This is a genomic window from Nocardia sp. FDAARGOS_372 (assembly GCF_002554515.1).
Taxonomy (GTDB): Bacteria; Actinomycetota; Actinomycetes; order Mycobacteriales; family Mycobacteriaceae; genus Nocardia; species Nocardia farcinica.
Map to the genome: position 1 here is coordinate 4,507,797 of NZ_PDDW01000001.1, position 20,796 is coordinate 4,528,592.

At 72.7% G+C, this 20,796-nt stretch carries 15 protein-coding genes; 8 read left to right on the top strand and 7 right to left on the bottom strand.

Annotation, left to right across the window (positions count from 1 at the left end):
- Window positions 1–66 precede the first annotated feature (66 nt).
- Complete coding sequence (locus CRM89_RS21235) at window positions 67–1,941, top strand: hypothetical protein (protein WP_371392013.1); 1,875 nt, start codon at window positions 67–69, stop codon at window positions 1,939–1,941.
- Here CRM89_RS21235 and CRM89_RS21240 read toward each other — a convergent pair.
- The gene (locus CRM89_RS21240) at window positions 1,929–3,104 is read right to left on the bottom strand and encodes a glycosyltransferase family 4 protein (protein WP_098085818.1); all 1,176 of its coding nucleotides are present in this window, start codon (window positions 3,102–3,104) and stop codon (window positions 1,929–1,931) included. The two genes, CRM89_RS21235 and CRM89_RS21240, sit on opposite strands and share 13 nt — an antisense overlap.
- Window positions 3,105–3,353: 249 nt before the next feature.
- On the opposite strand from CRM89_RS21240, the gene CRM89_RS32045 reads away from it, so the two are divergent.
- From CRM89_RS32045 to CRM89_RS21250, 3 genes are all read left to right on the top strand, one after another.
- Window positions 3,354–3,488, top strand: a complete 135-nt coding sequence (locus tag CRM89_RS32045) for a hypothetical protein (RefSeq protein ID WP_255266252.1) — start codon at window positions 3,354–3,356, stop codon at window positions 3,486–3,488.
- A 108-nt stretch (window positions 3,489–3,596) separates the two neighbouring features.
- On the top strand, window positions 3,597–4,424 hold the full coding sequence (locus tag CRM89_RS21245; protein WP_076573745.1) for a class I SAM-dependent methyltransferase: 828 nt from the start codon (window positions 3,597–3,599) through the stop codon (window positions 4,422–4,424).
- A gap of 44 nt (window positions 4,425–4,468) precedes the next feature.
- Window positions 4,469–5,914, top strand: coding sequence for an aldehyde dehydrogenase (locus CRM89_RS21250; protein WP_098085821.1), 1,446 nt, complete (start codon window positions 4,469–4,471; stop codon window positions 5,912–5,914).
- Between the two features lie 83 nt (window positions 5,915–5,997).
- Here the strand turns inward: CRM89_RS21250 and CRM89_RS21255 are convergent, their stop codons facing one another.
- From CRM89_RS21255 to CRM89_RS21275, 5 genes are all read right to left on the bottom strand, one after another.
- Entirely contained in the window at window positions 5,998–6,198 is a 201-nt protein-coding gene (locus CRM89_RS21255) for a hypothetical protein (protein WP_041560494.1), read from the bottom strand.
- Between the two features lie 484 nt (window positions 6,199–6,682).
- On the bottom strand, window positions 6,683–8,515 hold the full coding sequence (locus tag CRM89_RS21260; RefSeq protein WP_011212013.1) for a phosphoenolpyruvate carboxykinase (GTP): 1,833 nt from the start codon (window positions 8,513–8,515) through the stop codon (window positions 6,683–6,685).
- A 285-nt stretch (window positions 8,516–8,800) separates the two neighbouring features.
- Window positions 8,801–10,381 carry a hypothetical protein gene (locus tag CRM89_RS21265; RefSeq protein ID WP_229434800.1) on the bottom strand — a complete coding sequence of 527 codons (1,581 nt, stop codon included), beginning with the start codon at window positions 10,379–10,381 and terminating at the stop codon, window positions 8,801–8,803.
- Window positions 10,368–11,495 (bottom strand): hypothetical protein, encoded by a 1,128-nt coding sequence (locus tag CRM89_RS21270; protein ID WP_060594008.1) that lies wholly within the window; start codon window positions 11,493–11,495, stop codon window positions 10,368–10,370. The genes CRM89_RS21265 and CRM89_RS21270 overlap by 14 nt, the downstream gene beginning before the upstream one ends.
- Before the next feature lie 96 nt (window positions 11,496–11,591).
- A complete protein-coding gene (locus tag CRM89_RS21275; protein ID WP_060594007.1) occupies window positions 11,592–12,374 on the bottom strand; it encodes an SDR family oxidoreductase in 783 nt (260 codons plus the stop codon).
- A gap of 120 nt (window positions 12,375–12,494) precedes the next feature.
- Here CRM89_RS21275 and CRM89_RS21280 point away from each other — a divergent pair, with 120 nt between their 5' ends.
- Genes CRM89_RS21280 through CRM89_RS21295 form a run of 4 tightly spaced genes read left to right on the top strand, consistent with a single transcriptional unit; the run spans window position 12,495 to window position 18,767 of the window.
- Entirely contained in the window at window positions 12,495–13,790 is a 1,296-nt protein-coding gene (locus tag CRM89_RS21280) for a lipase family protein (protein ID WP_228792230.1), read from the top strand.
- A 59-nt stretch (window positions 13,791–13,849) separates the two neighbouring features.
- The gene (gene trmB, locus CRM89_RS21285) at window positions 13,850–14,659 is read left to right on the top strand and encodes a tRNA (guanosine(46)-N7)-methyltransferase TrmB (protein WP_060594005.1); all 810 of its coding nucleotides are present in this window, start codon (window positions 13,850–13,852) and stop codon (window positions 14,657–14,659) included.
- A complete protein-coding gene (locus CRM89_RS21290; protein WP_098085824.1) occupies window positions 14,659–15,387 on the top strand; it encodes an NYN domain-containing protein in 729 nt (242 codons plus the stop codon). Before trmB ends, CRM89_RS21290 begins: the two co-directional genes overlap by 1 nt.
- Window positions 15,387–18,767: an MMPL family transporter gene (locus CRM89_RS21295; protein WP_098085827.1), complete on the top strand. Its 3,381-nt coding sequence runs from the start codon at window positions 15,387–15,389 to the stop codon at window positions 18,765–18,767. Before CRM89_RS21290 ends, CRM89_RS21295 begins: the two co-directional genes overlap by 1 nt.
- On the opposite strand, the gene CRM89_RS21300 is transcribed toward CRM89_RS21295, so the two are convergent.
- Window positions 18,733–20,592, bottom strand: coding sequence for a DUF2339 domain-containing protein (locus tag CRM89_RS21300; RefSeq protein WP_253805097.1), 1,860 nt, complete (start codon window positions 20,590–20,592; stop codon window positions 18,733–18,735). The genes CRM89_RS21295 and CRM89_RS21300 overlap by 35 nt on opposite strands.
- Window positions 20,593–20,796: the final 204 nt, after the last annotated feature.

A 20,796-nucleotide genomic window follows, 5' to 3' on the forward strand; every position in this document is an offset into this window, starting at 1 on the left:
CCGAAACGCTGCTCCGGGACGGCCGGTGCCGGCACCGGTGAGCGGCCACCGGCTAGGGTCTGCTGCGTGATCGACGGCAGGCAGGCGAGCGCGCGCGGACAGCGTTTCGTCACCGCCGGTTACAGCGGTGCACTCGCGCTGCTGATCGCCGGGCCGCTGCTCGGACCCGGGTACCTCCTGCTGCGAGACGCGGTGAGCACGCCGCGGTCCTATCTCACCGATTCGGCGCTCGGGCTCGGCGACGCGGCCCCGCGCGCGGTGCCGCAGGACGCGGCGGTGGCGACGCTGTCGGCGGTGGTCGACGGCGGCTCGGTCGTGCGGGTGGTCCTGGTGCTGGCGCTGTGGGCGGCGGGCTACGGGGCGGCGGTGGCGGCGCGGGAGCTGCTGCGGGCGCCGACGGCCGCGCAACTCGTCGCGATCACCGTGGCGATGTGGAACCCCTATGTCGCCGAACGGCTTCTGCAAGGGCACTGGAGTCTGCTGACCGGCTATGCGGCGTTGCCGTGGACCGCGCTGGCCGCCTACCGGATCCACTGCGCCGCCTCGCGTGCCCACCCATCGGCGCCGGAACCGGCATCGACGGCACCGCTGCCGCGGCGCGAGGCGATCGGCGGATGGGCCGCGCTGACCGCGTGTCTCGCGGCGGCCGGCCTGACCCCGACCGGCGCGCTGCTCGCCGCGCTCGTCGCGGTCGTGACGATCGGGTGGCGGCGGCTGCCGTGGGTGCTGCCGCCCATCCTGCTGACCGCCGCACCCTGGCTGGCGGCGACGCTGCTGTCCGGGGCGGGCGCCGAACCTTCCGATCCCACCGGTGTGGCGGCCTTCGCCGCCCGCGCGGAACCCGGCCTCGGCACGCTCGGCAGCCTGGCCGGCCTCGGCGGCATCTGGAACGCCGACGCGGTCCCGGCCGCACGCGCCACACCGCTCGCCCTGATCGGCACCCTGATCTTGCTGGCTCTGGTCGCCGCGGGGATGCGCGGTGTAGCGGCATCGACGCGCGCACCGGGCACACAGCAGGCGGCCCACGACCCCGATCCGGCCACCGCCGTGCGGCGCGCGCTGCTCGGCCTGGCGGCGGCAGCCGTCGTGCTGCCCGCGCTCGCCGCCACCGGCTGGGGGACGGGCGTGCTCGAGTGGCTGGTCGTCCACGTCCCCGGGGCCGGGCTGCTGCGCGATACCCAGAAGTACGTCGCGCTGGCCGTGCCCGGCTACACCCTGTGCGCGGCGGCGGGGTGCACGGCGATCGCCGCGGCCCTGCGCCGGTGGAACACCGCCGCCGACGACGGGACCACCGAACAGGCGGGCCCGCGCGAACCCGGTCCGGCGGTCGTCGCCACGGTCCTCGTCGTGCTGCTCGTCGCGCCGCTGTTCGATCTCGCCTGGGGTGTCGGCGGGGCGGTGCGCCCGGTGCGTTATCCCGACGGCTGGGCCCGGGTGGCCGCGACCGTCACCGGCGACGCCGATGTCGCGGTGCTGCCCGCGGGCATGTTCCGGCGGTTCGAGTACAGCGGCCCGGCACCGGTGCTCGATCCGGCCCCGCGCATGCTGCCCGCCGATGTGCTGCAGACCGGGGAACTGCCGGTGCGCGGGCGGGTCGTCGCCGGTGAGGGCACGCGGGCGCGGACGGTGGAACAGCTGCTCCTGCACGGTGGTTCACCGGCCGAGCTGGCCGCACAGGGCGTGGGCTGGGTGCTGGTGGAACGGCGGACCCCCGGACCGCTGGGCGAGTCGGCGCGCACGCTGGCGGACCTGGAACCGGTATACGCCGACGCCGATCTGGCGCTCTACCGGGTGCCGGGCGCGGCGAACGGAACCGACGCCGGCGCCGGACGACGCCGCTGGGCCGGTCTCGCGCACCTGGCGTGGGCGGGCGCCTTGCTCGGCGGGCTACTCGTCGCCGCCCGGTGTCGCCGTCCGGTGACGCTCCGTCACTCCCCCTGAGCAGGTCCGCCGACGAGGCCGGACACACGCTCGCCGCGCGCGACGGCCGACAGCACCTCGTACACGCCGTTGCCGGTCTGCTCCCAGGAGAACTCGCGCGCTCGCGCCCGCGCCTTCTCCCCCATCACCGTCCGGGTCGACGCATCGGCGAGCAGTTCACCCACCGCGTCGGTCAGCTGGGCGACATCGTCGACCAGGGTGCCGGTGACCCCGTCGACGATGGAGTCGGTGAGTCCGCGCGAGCTGCGGTAGCCGACGGTCGGCACCCCGTGCTGGGCGGCCTCGATGACCGCCAGGCCCCACCCCTCTTTGCGGGAGGGCAGCACGTGCACCCAGGCCTGGGCCAGCAGCTCGTGTTTGCGGCGCTCGTCGACGTGGCCGTGGAAGGTGACGATGTCGTCGATGGCCAGCTCACGGGCGGTCGCGCGCAGGTTGTCGGCCCACCAGCCGCCGCCGACCACGTCCAGCCGCAGGCCGGGGAAGCGGCTCCGCAGTCGGGCGGCGACGGCCAGGGCGTCCTCGATCTGCTTGTGCGGAACCAGCCGTGAGAGCACCAGGACGCGCGGCTCGGGCGCACGGGTGACCGCCGCACCGGTGGGCACGTCGGCGGGCACCGGTTCGGCGCCGTTGCGTACCACCGCGATGCGCTCGCGCTCGACGCCGAGCGCGGCCAGCTCCTCGGCCGAGGGCAGCGAGACGGTCAGGTACTGGTTGCCGCGATGCACGCGCGGCGAGAGCCGGGATTCGATCCACCAGCCGATCCGCCCCACCAGCCTGCCAGCGACCGGCCACTGCTCGCGGTGCCCGTGGTGCACCAGCACCACCGAGGGCGCCGCGGTGGCGGCGGTGGCGAAGAACGGGATGCCGTTCTGGGTGTCGATCACCGCGTCGGGGCGTACCCCGCGCAGTGGGCCGAGACCGAGCCTGCCGAGCGCGATGGCGGCCAGCGCGCGCGGATAGACGGTGTAGCGGCCGCCGCCGCGGCTGATGTCGATGCCGTCGATCCGCTCGCGCCGGGCCGCGCCGCGATAGCGGGCGGTGCGCAGCGTGACCTTGACCCCGCGCGCGGCCAGTTGCGCGCCGACCTGCTCGAGGTAGCGCTCGCTGCCGCCGCCCTGCGGATGCCCGGAGTCGCGCCAGCAGAGCAGGAGGACTTCGCGCACGGTGGAGCTTCTCTCGTCGGTCGGGTGCCGGAACGGATATCGGGCTACACCCTAACCCGATCACCGGCACGCCCGGGGCGCACCCGCGCGAGTTCGGCTCCGCCCGCGACGCGCGGACCTGCCGAGACGCTCCGGCGAATTTCTCTGAAACGCTTCCATTTCACAGCGCGGGCGGATAGTCTCCGGCCACCCCCGAGTTCTGGGGGCGGCCGGTCGAAGGCTGACCGGCCAGCTTGATGAGGAGTCGCCATGAAGAAGACGATGACCAGGACCGGTGGCGACACCGGCACCGGTATCGAGATCGACGGCCTGCTGGGCATCCTGCTCGGCCTGCTGGGGACCTCGGCGTCGACCGGCAGCGGCGCCAACAGCGGCGTCGGCTGAGCGGCCCCGCGGGCCCGGCCGTGCGCGGCGGCCGGGCCCGTGGACCGGCGTCCGCGCGCTCCCGGACCGAGGACGTCCCGCTCGCCGCAGTGTGCGAAACTCGGCGCCGTGCCGACAGCAGAGATCACGCGGCCGCACCGAGCGGTCCCACCCCGGCCGCGCGCACCGCGATTCGCCCGGCGGGCGACCCTGCGCCGCTCGTTGCGACTGCTCGGCAGCTTCCGATTCGAGCAGACCGACCCCGCCCTGTTCTACGGCGGCATCGCCGCCGACAGCGCCGCCATGCTCGCCGACTTCTACGCCGACCTCGTCGGCGCCGATCTGCGCGGCGCCACCGTCCTCGACGTCGGCGGCGGCCCCGGCTACTTCGCCGACGAATTCGCCAAGGCCGGCGCACGGTACATCCCCGTCGAGCCGGACCCGTCCGAGATGCACGCCGCCGGACTGTCGGTCCCCGCGGCGGTGCGCGGTTCCGGAATGGCGCTGCCCTTCCGCGACGACGCCGTGGACATCTGTTTCTCCTCCAATGTCGCCGAGCACGTGCCGGAGCCGTGGACGATGGCCGAGGAGATGGTGCGGGTGACCCGCCCGGGCGGGCTGATCGTGTTGTCCTACACCGTCTGGCACGGCCCGTTCGGCGGGCACGAGACGGGCCCGTGGCACTACCTCGGCGGGGAATACGCGGCCCGCCGGTACCGGCGCAAGCACGGACGCGAGCCGAAGAACCGCTTCGGCCGTTCGTTGTTCGCGGTGCGCGCGGCCGACGGACTGCGCTGGGCGTCGACCACCACCGCGCACGTGCACACCGTGTTCCCGCGCTACCACCCGCGCTGGGCCTGGTGGCTGGTCCGCGTGCCGCTGGTACGAGAGTTGTCGGTGAGCAATCTCGTCGTGGTGGCCACGAAACCGCACCGGGCCCGACCGGAGGAAAACTGAAACAGGTTACAGACAAGCGCGGGGCAAAACTGTAACGTGTTCTCATGCATTACGACAGCTTGTTCATCGGCGGCCGCTGGACCGAACCGGCCGGCTCCGAGCGCCTTCAGGTCATCTCGCCTGCCACGGTAGAGCCGGTGGGCAGCGTCCCGGTCGTGGAACGCGCCGACGTCGACGCGGCGGTCACGGCCGCCCGGCATGCCTTCGATCACGGCCCGTGGCCGTCCACCCCGCCCACCGAGCGCGCGGCGGTGCTGACCAAGGCCGCCCGCCTGATCGAGCAGCGCTCCGGCGATCTGGTCGCCGCCCTCACCGCGGAGATGGGCGCGCCCGGCATGGCCGCGATGACCCTCAACCAGCTCCCGGCCACGGCCACTCTCGACACCTACGCCGCACTGGCGCAGACGTTCCCGTGGACCGAGACCCGCACCGGTTCCTTCGGCACCACCCGGGTCAGCCGCGAACCGCGCGGCGTGGTGGCGGCCGTGACGGCCTGGAACGTGCCGCTGTTCCTGGCGGTCAACAAGCTCGCCCCCGCCCTGCTCGCCGGGTGCACGGTGGTGCTCAAGCCCGCACCGCTGACCCCGCTGACGGCCAACATGATCGCCGACATCTTCACCGAGGCGGGCGTGCCGGAGGGCGTCATCTCGGTGCTGCCCGCCGAGGCCGAGGTCGCCGAGTACCTGATCGCCCACCCCGGCGTCGACAAGGTCACCTTCACCGGCAGCACGCCGGTCGGCCGCCGCATCGCCGCCATCGCCGGGGAACAGCTCAAGAGCGTCTCCCTCGAACTGGGCGGCAAGTCCGCCGCGATCCTGCTCGAGGACATGGACGTGGCCGCCAACATCCCGGTACTCGCCTTCTCCGGGCTGATGAACAGCGGGCAGGGCTGCGTCGCGCAGACCAGGATCCTGGCGCCGCGCAGCCGGTACGACGAGATCCTCGACGCGCTGGTCGAGCACGTGCGCACGCTGAAGACCGGCGACCCGAACGATCCGTCGGTGACCTTCGGCCCGCTGATCTCCGAGCGCCAGCGTGAGCGGGTGGAGAGCTACATCGCCAAGGGCAAGGCCGAGGGCGCGCGACTGGTGCTCGGCGGCGGCAGGCCCGCGGGGCTCGACCGCGGCTGGTTCGTGGAGCCGACCATCTTCGCCGACGTCGACAACAAGTCGACCATCGCGCAGGAGGAGATCTTCGGCCCGGTGCTCTCGGTGATCCCCTACGAGACCGAGGACGAGGCCGTGGCCATCGCCAACGACTCCGCCTACGGCCTAGCCGGTTCGGTGTGGACCACCGACGTCGAGCACGGCGCCGCCATCGCCGCGCGGGTGCGCACCGGCACCTACGCGATCAACTGGTACGCCTTCGACCCGACGGCGCCGTTCGGCGGCTACAAGAACTCGGGGCTGGGACGCGAGAACGGGCCCGAGGGTCTCGACTCGTTCTGCGAGCAGAAGTCGCTGCTGATGCCGATGGGCTGGACCGGCTAGCCGGCCCCACAGAGGTACCGCCGCCTGTTACGGGCGTGGGGCGGCGGTGTCGGACCCGGGACGACGACGCGGCTCGTCCCGGGTCACTCCCGTCGCTCGGGGGCCACGAGCACTCGGATGACCGGCTCGCGGCGGTCGCTCGACCGGTCGCCGAGCAGGTCGACCGGCAGGTCGGCGACCTGGACGCGATAGCCCGGTGGCAGCACCTCCTGCAACCGTCCCGCCGCTCGACGCGTCGGCGTGCTCGGCAACGCCGCGGCACCGGGGATGTCCTGATCGGCCATGCTCGGACCACCTCTCACGTGTCGCCACCCCCGCTCGCCGTGGCCGCCGCCACGGTGTCGCGAAGGCGATCGGGAAGCAGTTCAGTCGACCAGTGGTTGTCTGGATTGTACTGGTCGGTCAGGTTCCAGGGATCGAATTCGTGCGAAGAATGTACTTTTCACACGCCGTATTACGCGGCGGCACAACGCGATCGAGCCGACGCCGACCGACACCCCGGTAACGGCAAAGCGTTTCGTTTCCCGGCTGCTCGACGTCCACGAACACCCACTTCTCCCGCTGCGTGACAACAGGTTCGGAATGCGCGAACCGCGCGTGTGCCGCGGGGGCCCCCGGCGAATCCGCCGATACCACGCTGAACCCACGCAGCGTTCATCATCCCGACCTGAGCGGGGAATACCGCCGGGCGCGGTGATCAAACAACCGCCGGAAACGGCGGAACCCCGGAGCACGATGCTCCGGGGTTCGGCCGCTGGTTCGGATGGGTCAGCCCAGACGCTGCTTCAGCGCCTCGAATTCGTCACGCACGCCGCTGGGCAGCTTGTCGCCGACGAACTCGAACCACTCCTCGATCAGCGGGATCTCCTTGCGCCATTCCTCGGCCTTCACGGCCAGCGCCTCGTCGACGTCGGCGGGGTCGACGTCGAGGCCGTCGAGATCCAGGTGCGCGGCCCTGGGCACGTTGCCGATCGCGGTCTCCTCGGCGTCGGCGCTGCCCTCGATCCGGCCGACGATCCACTCGAGCACGCGCGAGTTCTCACCGAAGCCCGGCCACAGGAAGCGGCCGTCCTCGCCGCGACGGAACCAGTTGACGTAGAAGATCTTCGGCAGCTTGGTCGCGTCGGCGCTCTTGCCGAGCTGGATCCAGTGGTCGAGGTAGTCGCCCACGTGGTAGCCCAGGAACGGCAGCATCGCCATCGGATCGCGGCGCACGGTGCCGACCTTGCCCTCGGCCGCGGCGGTCTGCTCCGAGGACAGGGTGGCGCCCATGAACACGCCGTGCTGCCAGTCGAAGGACTCGGTCACCAGCGGGACCGTGGTCTTGCGGCGGCCGCCGAACAGGATCGCCGAGATCGGCACGCCCTGCGGGTCGTCCCATTCCGGGGCCAGGATCGGGCACTGCGACATCGGGGTGCAGTAGCGCGAATTCGGGTGCGCGGCCAGCGTCTCCGTCTCGCGCAGGTACCAGTCGTTGCCCTTCCAGTCGATCAGGTGGTCGGGCTCGCCCTCCAGGCCCTCCCACCACACATCGTTGTCGTCGGTGAGCGCGACGTTGGTGTAGACGGTGTTGCCCGCCTCCATGGTCGCCATCGCGTTCGGGTTGGAGCTGTGGTTGGTGCCCGGCGCGACGCCGAAGAAACCGAACTCCGGGTTCACCGCGTAGAGGCGGCCGTCCTTGCCGAAGCGCATCCAGGCGATGTCGTCACCGAGGGTCTCGGCGCGCCAGCCCGGAACCGTGGGCTGGATCATCGCGAGGTTGGTCTTACCGCAGGCGCTGGGGAAGGCGGCGGCGATGTAGTAGGCCTTGTTCTCCGGGGAGATCAGTTTGAGGATCAGCATGTGCTCGGCCAGCCAGCCCTCGTCGTGCGCCATCGCCGAGGCGATGCGCAGCGAGTAGCACTTCTTGCCGAGCAGCGCGTTGCCGCCGTAACCGGAGCCGTAGCTCCAGATCTCGCGATCCTCCGGGAAGTGGGTGATGTACTTGGTGTCGTTGCACGGCCACGGCACGTCCTGCTGGCCCTCGGCCAGCGGAGCGCCCACCGAATGCAGGGCCTTGACGAACGGGCGATCGGTGCCCATCTTCTCCAGCGCGGCCTTGCCCATGCGGGTCATCACGCGCATCGAGACCACGACGTACTCCGAGTCGGTGATCTCCACGCCGAGCTTGGGATCCTCGGCGCCGAGCGGGCCCATGCAGAACGGCACCACGTACATGGTGCGGCCCTTCATGCAGCCGCGGTAGAGCTCGGTCATGGTGGCGCGCATCTCGGCCGGGTCGACCCAGTTGTTGGTCGGGCCCGCGTCGGCCTCGGACCTGGAGCAGATGAAGGTGCGCGACTCCACCCGGGCCACGTCGGACGGGTCGGAGAGCGCCAGGAACGAGTTCGGCTTCTTCTTCGGGTCGAGGCGCTTGAAGGTGCCCGCCTCCACCAGCTGATCGGTCAGCCGCTCCCACTCCTCGTCGGAACCGTCCGCCCAGACCACCCGCTCCGGCTGGGTGAGTTCTGCGACTTCCTGTACCCAGGCGAGTAGTTCGCTGTGCTCGGTCGGCGCCTGGCCGTCGGATCCACGAAGACCAGGAATGGTCGCTGAGGTCATGAAAACTCTCCTGAGATGGGCGGCTCCGCGATGCACCGCCCTGGCACAAGGCCCATGACCAGCGCGAACACACCGAGCGCCACCGTTGGCGGGAAGGCACCCGCTACGACCAGTCGACAACGCGGCCCCGGCTGGACGGCGTACAAGGACGAAGCGGACGCCCAGGTTCCTGATTAGAGGTTAACGCGATGTGACCACCCGAACGGAGCCGGGTTGGTCAATGTGTACCCAGACAGTGACCGATTCAACAGCCACGATGCGCAGAACCGACCGGTAGGGCGCTTTTCACCCGGCTACGGGCAGGTGCCGGTCGAGCACGGCGATGTCGCGTTCACATGCCGCCAGCTGGCCGGGGCGCTCGGCGGACGCCCGCCGGATGCGGGCCTCCAATTCGGCGACCCTGCGGTCGTTGTCGACGATCCGCTGCGCGCTCTCCCGCATCACCCGCTCGGCCAGCGCGGTCTCGGCCGCCACCAGCGCGGTCGCCACCCGCTGCTCGAGTTGGGCCTTGACGTTGACCAGCGCGTCGGCGACCCATTGCCGCAGATGTGCCCGGTCGGCCACCTGCCGCCGCGCCCGCACCACCCACCAGGCCGCCAGCGCGCCGAGCGCCAAGGTGACCGGGATGCTCGCGACGTCGAGCGCGGGCACCAGCGACAGCGGCGACACCAGCAGCCTGCCCAGACCGGCGCCCGCGCTGGCGCCGAGGGCGACCATCAAGTGGTCTTCCACCCCGGCCTGCCGAGGCTCGGGATCCGGGCCGACCCGCGGCGCGGGATCCACGCGGCGCGGCGGCAGCTCGGCGGCGCGGTGCGCGCCCGGGGCGAACGCGGGTGCCCGGCTCGCGTCCGGGGCCACCGGTGCGGCGGCGGCGTCGACGCCGTGGGCGAGCTCGGCGATCCTGCGGTCGATGTCCTGGTCGAGACCGGCGGTGAGGTCGGTGACGGACTGCTGGAGCCGGCGCGGGTAACCGGTGAGCTCGCCGCGCGCCAGCCGGTCGACCTCGGCGCGGGCGGTGACGTGCAGCGTGCGCACCCGGGCGCCGGTCTCGGTCATCAGGTCGACGCGCGCCAGGTGCAGTTGCCCGCGCAACGCCGCCGTGGCGCTGGCGCGGCCGCCGTCCCGGGCGGCGAGCAGCGTGGCCCGCTCCGCGCGCCAGCGCGCGGTCTCGGCGTCCGAGCGCAGCGCCTCGATCTGCTCGGTGATGCGGCGACGGGTGTCGGTGAGCACCCGGGACAGCACGGCCGCCCTGCGGTCGCGTCCGTCACCCTCGGCGGCCGCGGTCGCGGCGGTGAGCGCGGCGTGCAGCGCGCTCAGGCCGGAGCGGTCGAGCAGGGCGGTGTCGCCGGTGCGGGCGGCGACGGCCAGGCGCGCGGAGACCGGCAGGATGTCCAGGTCGCCGAAGCCGTGGGCGGCCAGCAGCGCCAGGTCGTGCTCGCGCACCCGCCGCCAGTCCGCGTAGGCGTGGATGCCGTTCATCGCGAGCAGGATGGTGGTGCCCGCCGCGCGCAGCCTGCCGATCAGCGCGAGCGCGTCGGCGCCGAGCGCGCTGCCCGCGTCGAGCAGGATCAGCGCGGCGGCGGGCGGGGTGGGCGCCGCCGAGAGTGTGGTCTCGACGCCGACGACATCGGTGAGCGGCTCGGTGAGGGCGATCCGCGGCTCGAAGCGGGCCAGTTCGGTACGCAGCAGCGTCGTGTTGGCATCGTCCGGGGCGACCAGCGCCACCTGCCCGGCCGAACCCGGCGCGCGCAGGGCGGTCAGCAGCGCCATGCCCTGCGGGTTCCATCGGGCGACCACGGCATCGAGCTCGGGCGGGACGCCGGGATCGGCCGAGGCGCCGACCGCGGTTCTGTCAGAGTCCGGCACTGCTCATCCGTTCCCACAGCCGGATGTAGCCGTTGTGCACCCGCAGCGCGGCACGGCGCGCCGTCGGCGGCAGATCGCTCGCCACGACGGCCCGCCAGCGGGCCGCGCGGGTCAGCGCGTCGTCGGCGTCCGCGGGCGCCGCCGCCGGATACCCGGCAGCGAGATGCGCGACGGCGGGATGGGCCAGCCCGGCACACAACGCGAGCCACCGCGCCTCGTCGCCGTGCAGGTACTCCTCGATCAGATCGCGGGCCCGGCCACCGGCACCCGGCACCGAGCGCGCCGCGAGCCGGGCCAGGCGGTCGAGCAGATCGCCGCCGCGCAACGCCGAGACCTGCTCGTAGCGGCGGTGCAGCAACCGGTGCAGCGCGTCGATGCCGCTCGCGGCGTGCATCACCTGGAGCAGGGCGGGCGCGCCGAGCCCGGGATCGTGGCGCAGGGCGGTCACCGCGCAGGCGATGCCGTGGAGGTCCCAGCGGCGCAGCAGTTCCTCGCGCTCGGCCGCATCGGGGCCGGCGGCGGCCGAGACGAACAGCTCCGGCGAGAGCGTGAGGGTGGGGTCGGCCTCGGCGGCGAGCAGGCGCAGCAGTGCCAGATCCGCCTCGGTCACCACGCCCGCCCTGGTGCGCATGGCCAGCGAGGCCACCACCGGCACCGTCGGCAGGCCCAGCTCCCGGCCGTACTGCTCGGCGGCGCTCACCGCGTCGGCCCAGCGCGAGCCGATCGCGTCCGCCTTGTTCAGCACCACCACGGTGTGTTGCCGGGGCAGGCCGGCGAGCACCCGGCGGTCGGCGGGCAGTGGCGCGCCCGCGAGCACGTAGACCACGATGTCGGCGTCGAGCTCGGGGTCGGGGCTGCCCGGCTCGTCGATCGGCGCGGTCTCCACCGCCGACAGCAGTGCCAGCGCGTGCAGCACGGTGGTGCGCCCGGCGTGTGCGCGACCGGTCACCTGGATACGCGGCGGCTTGCGCCACAGCTCGGCGGCCCGGTCGGCGTGGGCGGCGACGGCGGCGTCGGGGCCGCCGAGCGCGCGCAGGTCGGCCAGCAGCCGCGTCAGCCCGTCGTGGTCCCGCGATCCCCGGGCGGGCGCGGCGGATTCGGTGACTGTCGGCATCGGTAACCCCCTTCGGACGAATTCTGACAGCTCCCGAGGCCGTGCGCGCGACGCCCACCGGTGCCCCCGCGCCACCGGATCCGGTCGGCCGCGGGGTCAGGAACCGGAGAAGTACTTGTTGGCCGTGCGCACCGCCCACCCGGGGGAGAGTTTGGCGGTGAGTGCCAGCAGTTTGGCCTGCCTGCCGATCGCGTAGTGCACCCGTGGCAGCCGGGGGCGGTTGCGGGTGGCGTCCCAGATGCCTTGGGCCACATCCTCGGCGGTGAGCCGGATGCCCAGCGACCGGGTGGTGCCGGTCTGCACGCCGTCCACCATGCCGGTCGCGACGAACAACGGCCAGATCGCGAGCACCCGGATGTCGTGGCGCGCCCATTCCAGATCCAGTGCCTCGGTGAGGCTCTTGACCGCCGACTTGGTCGCGCCGTAGCTGGCCAGCTCGGGCTGGCCGTAGATGGCCGACGCCGAACACAGATTCACCAGCTGGGCACCCGCGGTGTCCCGCAGGTAGGGGAACGCGTGATGCGAGCCGGCTATCACGCCATCGAGATTCACGTCCACGATCGCGCGATGCGTGCGCAGATCGATGGATTCGAACGGACCCGCGCGCAGGATCCCCGCGTTGTTGATCAGGATGTCGAGCCGGCCGTGTGCCTCGTGGAACTCGGCGAGCCGCTGCTGCCAGTGCGTGTCGTTCGTCACATCCAGGACGCCGGTGCGCACCTGCCCACCGGCGGCGTCGATCTCGGCGGCGAGCCGGCCCAGGCCGACCTCGTCGATGTCGTAGGCGCCCACCCGGTAGCCCTGCGCAGCGAAAAGCAGGGCCGTGGCCCGGCCGATGCCCGCGGCCGCACCGGTGAGGAACACCGTCGGTGAGCTCATGCGGGCAGTCTAGTGCCGGAATCTGCTGTGGTGACCGGGGTTCACAGGTAAATCGGTGTCCCCTACCCTGCTCTGATGGCCGGGCACCGGCGACGACGCCGCCCGGTCGAGGAGGTTGTGATGACACTGCCGCTGCTGCCGAGCGCCGATCCCTTCCATCGGCCGCCCCGCGGGTTCGCCTCGGCGCCCGCGGGCACCGTGCTGCGCAGCCGCCGCGTCGAGGTGGCCCTGTTCGGCCTTGTGCCGCAGCGCGTTTCGGCCTGGCAGCTGCTCTACCGCAGTTGCGACCTGCACGGCGTCCCCGAAGTGGCGGTCACCACGGTGCTACTGCCCGCCGACGCCGAACCCGGCGAGGACCGGCCGCTGCTGGCCTTCCAGACCGCGATGGACGCCGTCAGCGAGCGCTGCGCCCCCTCCTACGCGCTGCGCCGTGGCGCCAACGCCCTCGGCGCCGTCACCCAGATCGAATGGCTGCTGGTCGCCAACGCGCTGCGGCGCGGCTGGGCGGTCTCCATCGCCGACCACGAGGGCCCGCACGGCAACTTCGGCGCGCCCCGCGAACCCGGCTACCGCGTGCTCGACGGCCTGCGCGCCGCGTTGCGGTTCGCCCCGCTCGGGCTGGCTCCCGACGCCAGGATCGGGGTGTGGGGCTACTCCGGTGGCGGCATGGCCAGTTCCTGGGTGGTCGAGATGGCGCCGACCTACGCGCCGGAACTGAACCTGGTCGGGGCCGCCCTCGGCGCCCCGGTCGGCGACCCAGGCCAGGTGTTCGTGCGGCTCAACGGCGGGCACTTCGCCGGCCTGCCCGCCATCGTCATCGCCGCGCTGCGCAGGCTCTACCCGGCGCTGGGCCGCGTCATCGACGACGAACTCACCGAGGAGGGCCGCCGGTTCGTCGCCATCGCCGAGCGCGCCACCCCGGCCGCCGCGATCCTGCGGCTGGCGGGCAAGAAGTTCGACGACTTCCTCGCGACCCCGCTCGAAGAGCTGCTCGCCACCCCGGCCTTCGTCGAGATGTTCGACGACCTGCGGCTGGGCCGCAACGCCCCCACCTGTCCGCTGCTGGTCGTGCAGCCGGTGCACGACCAGGTGATCCATGTCGCCGAGATCAACGGCCAGGTGGCGCGCTACCGCCGCGGCGGCGCCGAGGTGACCTACGTGCTCGACCGGCTCAGCGAGCACTTCTCCATGCTGGCGCTGGCCGCCCCGGTCAGCCTGAACTGGCTGGCCGACCGGTTCGCGGGCGAACCGACCACCGGTGACGTCGACACCACCGTGTGGTCGGTGGCGGCCTCCCCGTCGGGCCTGCGCGGCCTGGTGGAGATGGCGACCACGGCGGTGAAGGTGGTGCTCGGCAGGCCGCTGCGCCAGGAGTCGCCGACGGCGCCGCGGATCGTCGGTGAACGCGCCGCTTGAGCACCGCTGGAGCACGGCGGCGGGGTTCGATTGCTGCGTCGATGCGGCGATGCTGGAGAATGGACGGCGTGAACGACGCCGCCAACCACACTGTCGAGTCGGTTCCGGGCAGGCCGTCCACAGCATCGGCCCCGCTCGAAGCAGGCAGACGATCCCCCACCGGCTCCCGGCTCTACCCGCGCGTGACCAGCTTCCGGTCGCGCCGCGGCGCGCTGACGCCCAACCAGCAGGGCGCCTGGGATCGGATGTGGCCGCGCATCGGCCGCGAGGTCGGCGACGAGCCGCTGGACGCCGATGCCTGGTTCGGCAGGCAGGCGCCGCTGGTGATCGAGATCGGCTGCGGCACCGGCACCGCGACCGCCGCGATGGCCGCGGCCGAACCGCACGTCAACCTGATCGGCATCGAGGTGTACCAGCCGGGCCTCGCGCAGCTGGTGCAGCGGATCGAGCGCGACGGCATCGACAACATCCGGTTGCTGCGCGGCGACGCGGTCGACGTGCTGGAACACATGATTGCTGCGGAGTCGCTGACCGGGGTCCGGGTGTTCTTCCCCGACCCGTGGCCGAAGGCCCGCCACCACAAGCGGCGGCTGTTGCAGCCGGCCACCGTCGCGCTGATCGCGGGCAGGCTGCGCCCCGGCGGCGTCCTGCACGTGGCCACCGACCACGCCGGTTACGCCGAGCACATCGCCGCGGTCGGCGCGGCGGAACCGCTGCTCGTCGGCCTGAACGAGGCCACCGGCGGCGACGACGAGCGCGCCCGTGCGCTCGCGCCGATCGGTCTGGACCGCCCCGTCACGAAATTCGAGGACAAGGCACATCGAGCGGGAAGCGCCATCACCGAGTTCGTTTGGGGCAAGATCGAATGATGAGCGTCAGTGAGATGGCCGAGCAGGCCGTGGGTGTTGCGGGGGAGGTGCAGGGAACCGTCGCCGAGGGGCTCGGCGGCGCCACACCGGACGTGCGGCGGGTGCTGCTGGTCTGGGACGCACCGAACCTCGACATGGGCCTCGGCGCCATCCTCGGCGGCCGCCCCACCGCCGCCTACCGGCCCCGCTTCGACGCGCTCGGCCGCTGGCTGCTCGCTCGCACCGCCGAACTCTCCGCCGGGAGCAGCTCCCGGATCGAGCCGGAGGCCACGGTCTTCACCAACATCGCCCCGGGCACCGCCGACGTGGTGCGGCCCTGGGTCGAGGCACTGCGCAACGTCGGCTACGCGGTGTTCGCCAAGCCCAAGATCGACGAGGATTCCGACGTCGACGCCGACATGCTCGCCCACATCGAGCTGCGCAGCCGCGGCGCCGGGCTGGCCGGGATCATGGTCGCCTCCGCCGACGGCCAGGCCTTCCGCGAGCCGCTCGAGCGGCTGGCCGCGCGCGGGGTGCCGGTGCAGGTGCTCGGGTTCCGTGAGCATGCGAGCTGGGCGGTGACATCCGATACCCTCGAGTTCATCGACCTCGAGGACATCCCCGGCGTGTTCCGCGAACCGCTGCCCCGGGTGAGCCTCGACTCGCTGCCCGACGAGGGTGCCTGGCTGCAGCCGTTCCGGCCGCTGTCGGCACTGCTCACCTCTCGCCCCGCCCAAGGAGTCGCTTAGTGTTCACACGCTGGGGCGAATTGGTCTATCGGTTTCGGTTCGCCGTCATCGGCATCGTCGCCGCGGCCCTCCTGGCGCTCGGCGGCTACGGCTTCGGCCTCGAGAACCATCTCAGCTCCAGCGGGTGGGACGACCCCACCTCCGAGTCCGCGCAGGCCGCGCGCATCGCCGACGAGGCGTTCGGCCGCGATCACACCAGCGATGTGATCGTGCTCTACACCGCGCCGGAGGGCAAGACGATCGACGACCCGGAGTTCCGGGACAAGATCGTCGACAGTCTCAACCGGCTGCCCCGGGAGCACCCGGACGAGATCGACAAGGTCAACGGCGCCTACTGGCAGACCGAGACCGGTCCCGGCGTGCCGCTGACCTTCGGGTCCAAGGACAAGAAGTACACCTTCGCCTCCATCGCCATCGTCGGCGACAACGACACCGACATGGTGCGCAACTACCGGAAAGTGAAGGACGTCTTCTACATTCCGGGCGTCGACGTGCAGGTCACCGGCCTGCAGGCGGTGGCGGGCACCCTCAACGACACCATGGCCAGCGACCAGAAGCGCATGGAGCTGCTGGCCATCCCCGCCGTCGCGGTGCTGCTGTTCTTCATCTTCGGCGGCCTGGTCGCGGCGGGCCTGCCACTGGTGGTCGGTGGCCTCACCGTCATCGGCGCCAACGGCATCATCATGGCGTTGACGAAGTTCACCGAGGTGAACTCCTTCGTCGGCGGCGTCGTCTCGATGATCGGCCTCGGCCTGGCGATCGACTACGGCCTGTTCATCGTCAGCCGCTTCCGCGAGGAATTGGCCGAGGGCTACGACACTCCCGCGGCCGTGCGCCGCTCGGTGATGACGGCCGGGCGCACCGTCGTGTTCTCGGCCACCATGATCGTGGCCAGCCTCGGCGGCATGCTGCTGTTCCCGCAGGGCTTCCTGAAATCGGTCGCCTACGGCACCATCGCCACGGTCACCCTGGCCGCGCTGACCGCGATCACCATCCTGCCCGCCATGCTCGGCGTGCTCGGCCCGCGCGTGGACATGCTGGGCCTCAAGCGCTTCCGCAAGACCAAGACCGCCGAAGAGGTGGAGAACGGTTTCTGGGGCAAGACCACCCAGTGGGTGATGCGGCATCCGCTCAAGATCGCGGTGCCGATCTGCATCGTGCTGCTGCTGTTGATCATCCCGGTGAAGAACCTGGCCTTCGGCGGCATCAACGAGCGCTACCTGCCGCCGGACAACAAGACCCGCGTCGCGCTGGAGAACTTCTACGAGGTCTTCCCGCTGAAGAAGACCGACCCGGTGCAGCTGGTGATGGTCTCCGAGGACAGCGCCGCCGTCGGCGCGGTGTGGAAGCAGGCCAGCGAGGCGCCGGGCCTGGTCGGCAGTTTCGAGGTGCCCAGCCGCTCCACCACCCAGCCCGACGTCTACCGCACCAGCGCGACACTCGAGGACTCCGAGAACGCCAACCCGACCATCGACTATCTGCGGTCGATGGACGTGCCCGACTCGGTACAGCTCTACGTCGGCGGGCAGCCGACGATCCAGAAGGACAGCATCGACGCCCTGCTCGAACGCATGCCGTTGATGATCGCGCTGGTGCTGTTCGTCACCACGCTGCTGATGTTCCTCACCTTCGGCTCGCTGGTGCTGCCGATCAAGGCCGCCTTGATGAGCGCGCTCGGCCTCGGCTCCACGCTGGGCATCCTGACCTGGATCTTCGTCGACGGGCACGGGTCGGGCCTGCTGAACTTCACGCCGCAGCCGATCATGTCGCCGGTGCTGGTGCTGATCATCGCGGTGATCTACGGCCTGTCCACCGACTACGAGGTGTTCCTGCTGTCCCGCATGGTCGAGGCGCGCAGCATGGGCGCCTCGACCACGGAGGCGGTGCGCGCGGGCACCGCGCACACCGGCCGCATCATCACCGCGGCGGCGCTCATCCTGCTCGTGGTCGTCGGCGCGTTCGCGTTCTCCGACCTGGTGATGATGCAGTACATCGCGTACGGCCTGATCGCGGCGCTGTTCATCGACGCGACGATCCTGCGCATGCTGCTGGTCCCCGCGACCATGAAACTGCTCGGCGACGACTGCTGGTGGGCGCCCGCCTGGATGAAGCGCATCCAGGAGAGGATCGGCCTCGGCGAGCCGATCCTCGACGACGAGCGCCCCGGCGGCGGCGAAGTGGTCGATCTGGTGAAGACCACCCCGGTCACCGACCCGGTCACCATGCAGATGCCTGCCATGCCGGAGGAGAAGCAGCGCAAGTCGCCGCGGCGGGTGCGCACCATCGAGGAGATCGAGGCCGAGGCGCCGACGCAGCGCATCGAGGACCTGCCGGAGGCGCGGGCCAAGGCGGGCAAGACGCCGCCGCGCCCCCGCACCGCCATGCCGGTCGCGCCCGACCCGACCCGGCCGCGGGCGCATCCGCAGCCCGGCCAGGAGGGTGCGCGGCCGGGTCGGCCCGGTCCCGCCTCGCCGTTCCAGGCCGGATCGGCGTTCCAAGCGGTGCCCTCGGTGGACCAGCCCGCGACCGGGCCGAAGCAGCCCGGTCACCCGGGGAAGCCCGCGGGCCCGAGCGGTCAGTCGTCGGTGCCCGGGCTCGGACGCCCGCTGCCGAGCCGACCGCAGCCCGGTCGCTCCGCACCGCCGGAACCGGAACCCGGCCCTTCGGCGCAGCCGCCCCACCCGGGCGGACCGGCATCGCCGCAGGCCGGGGGCGGCGCGCCGCTGCCCGGTGCCCGGCCAGCGCCGCCGCGTGCGCCGGGTGCCTCCGTGGGCGAGCCGACCCGTCCGCAGGCGCCGCCGCGACCCGCACGGCCGGTCGGTCCGCCCGGCGCGGGTGGTGCGGCTGTTCCGAGCGGACCGGTCCAGGGCGGACACGGGCCGCATCGAGCGCCGAGCGGACCCGCTGACCGGCCGAGTGGATTCGCCGGCACGCCGGGCGGACCGAACGGGCCGACCGCCGGGGCGCCGGGCGGACCTTCGCGGGTTCCGGACGAGCCCGGGATGCGGGGCGGGCCGTCGGTTGCGCCGGGAGGACCGGCAGATCCGGGTACCCCGGGCACGCTCCCGGCGGCGCACGGGCACAGACCGGCGGCGGAGCCACCACCGCCGGTACCGAACGGACCGTCGCCCGCGCCGAATGGACCTCGCCATGTTCCGAACGCACCGGACCCGCAGGGTGCCGCCGCGACGCCGGCCGGTGATCCGGTAGCCGAACACGGCGAGGCGCCGGAGGACAACCGGACCAGCATCGAGAACTGGATGGCCGAGTTGCGGTCCTCGCGCCGCCGGAGCACCGGCGGCGACGAAGGCCGCCACCACAGTGGTGACGGCCGGTCGGTGAGCGTCAACGAACTGCTTCGTCGCCAGGACGAGGAGTAGGTCCGCCCGCCGTATCCTCCGGTGCCGCGGTGCTCGCGCGTTCGCCCGCCTCGGCGAAGGCGCGGGCGTACCGGGTGCCGGTGAGCAGCAGCAGCACGCCGACGGCGAGGAAGGCGCCCACCCGGACGAAACCGTCGAGGGTGGCCAGGTCGAACAGGAACAGCTTGGCCAGCGCGGCGCCGGTGAGCAGCAGGCCGGACCCGAGCGCCACCTTCGCCACCGCACCGGATGTCGCCAGCTTGCGCAAGCCGTACAGCAGCGCGGCGGTCGCGGCGCCCATCCACAGGATCGTGGCGACGCTGTGCCCGGCGACGAAACCGTCGCGGCCGCCCGCCGCGACGCCGATCGACACCGCCGCGACGGTCACCAGGTAGAGCGCCGCCACACTCGCCCCCACCCCGACCACCTCGTCCTCGCCGCGGCGCTCGCCCGCGATGCGGCGCAGACTCCACACGAGCAGGGCCAGAACGCCGAGTCCGGCGACGGCGGCCAGTGCGCTCGCCGTTCCCAGCCGTTGCTGCGCGAAGTGCTGCGAGGCAAGCGTTTCCGGCGACGCGTCGGCGAGCAGGGCCAGCCCGCCCAGCACACCGAACGCGGCGCCGATGACCACCGCGACCCGCGACCGCTGTTGCCCGGCGACCCCGAGGAAGCCCAGCCCCACCAGGAACAGCGCGATCGGCAAGGTCGCCGAATCCGTCCCGGCCACACAAGCTTCCAGCAGCGCCAGCGCACCGGCGACGGCCGCGACGACCGCGGTGTGATTCGGGATGCGCACGGCCGCACGCACTCTCGGCAGCAGATACGCGAACGCCACCGCCAGCAGCACCGCCGCGTAGGCGAGGGCGGCGGGCACCGCGGTGCGGCGTTCGAGCAGGGCGGGCACGGCGATCAACAGCGGTGTCGCGGCGGCGGCCAGCGCCAGGCTCGCCGTGAGGTCGGCGGGCCGGGCGCGGACCACCACGAGCGTGCCGACCGAGCCGATCACCGCCACGGCCACCGCGGCGGCGATCAGGGCGCCGCCACGGCCGCTCTGCGACGAGATCACCTCCACCGCGACGAACACGGTGATCGCGACCACCGCGGGCGACGTGCGCACCACGTGCAGGAACGGCCAGTCCCGCTGGAGGTGCACCGGCAGGCAGGCCGCCTGCAACGCGATCAGGAACACCAGCAGCACCGGCTGCACCGTCACGAACGGTGCCGCGAGCGCCGCACCCGCGACCACGAGTACCGCCAACGGCTGCGACTGCCACCGCACCGCCAGTGCCACGCCGCACGCGGCCACCGCGAACGCCACCGCGAATCCGGGCACCGGATGCAGCCAGTCGTAGATCGCCGTCACCGCGACCACGTCCAGATAGGCGCCCGCGATACCCGTCGCCGCCAACGCGATGCCGCCGACCCGGCCACCGGCCCGCCCGAACACGCGGACACCGGCACCCACCAGCGCGGCCGAGAACACCGCTCCGGCAACCACTCTCGGCACCGGACCGAACAGCCCGGCCTGGGCCGCCAGCACCAGCAGCATCACCACACCGATCAGGGTCACCGCCACCCCGGCCACCGCCAGGATCCGGCTGATCACACCGTCGCGCTGCCACCACGGCGTGCCGTCGCCGATCACCCCGGCCCGCACCGGTGGTATCCCGCGCCCGCCGCGACCGGCCCCCGTCGCGACCGCGCGCCCGCCGGCACCGCCCGCCGACGGCACCGGGTCGCCGGGCGCACCGGTGCCCTTCGGCATCCACGCCGCGGCGGTGCCCTGGGCGGCGCGCCGCTCCCCGCCCGCGGAGCCCGCCGCGGCACCGCACCCGGCCCGGCCCAACCCGGCGGCGGCACGGACCAGTGACCGGCCGGGCCCACCGGCGGCACCGCGGCAGGCACGCCCCAGCCCGGCGGTGGCACCGCCCCGGGCCCCCTCGCTTCCCTCGGCGGCACCGCGCCCTGCTCGGCCCGGCCGGACGATGGCACCACCCCGCGCTGGGCAGCATCCCTCGGCGGCACGGCACCCTGCTCGGCCCAACCGGAC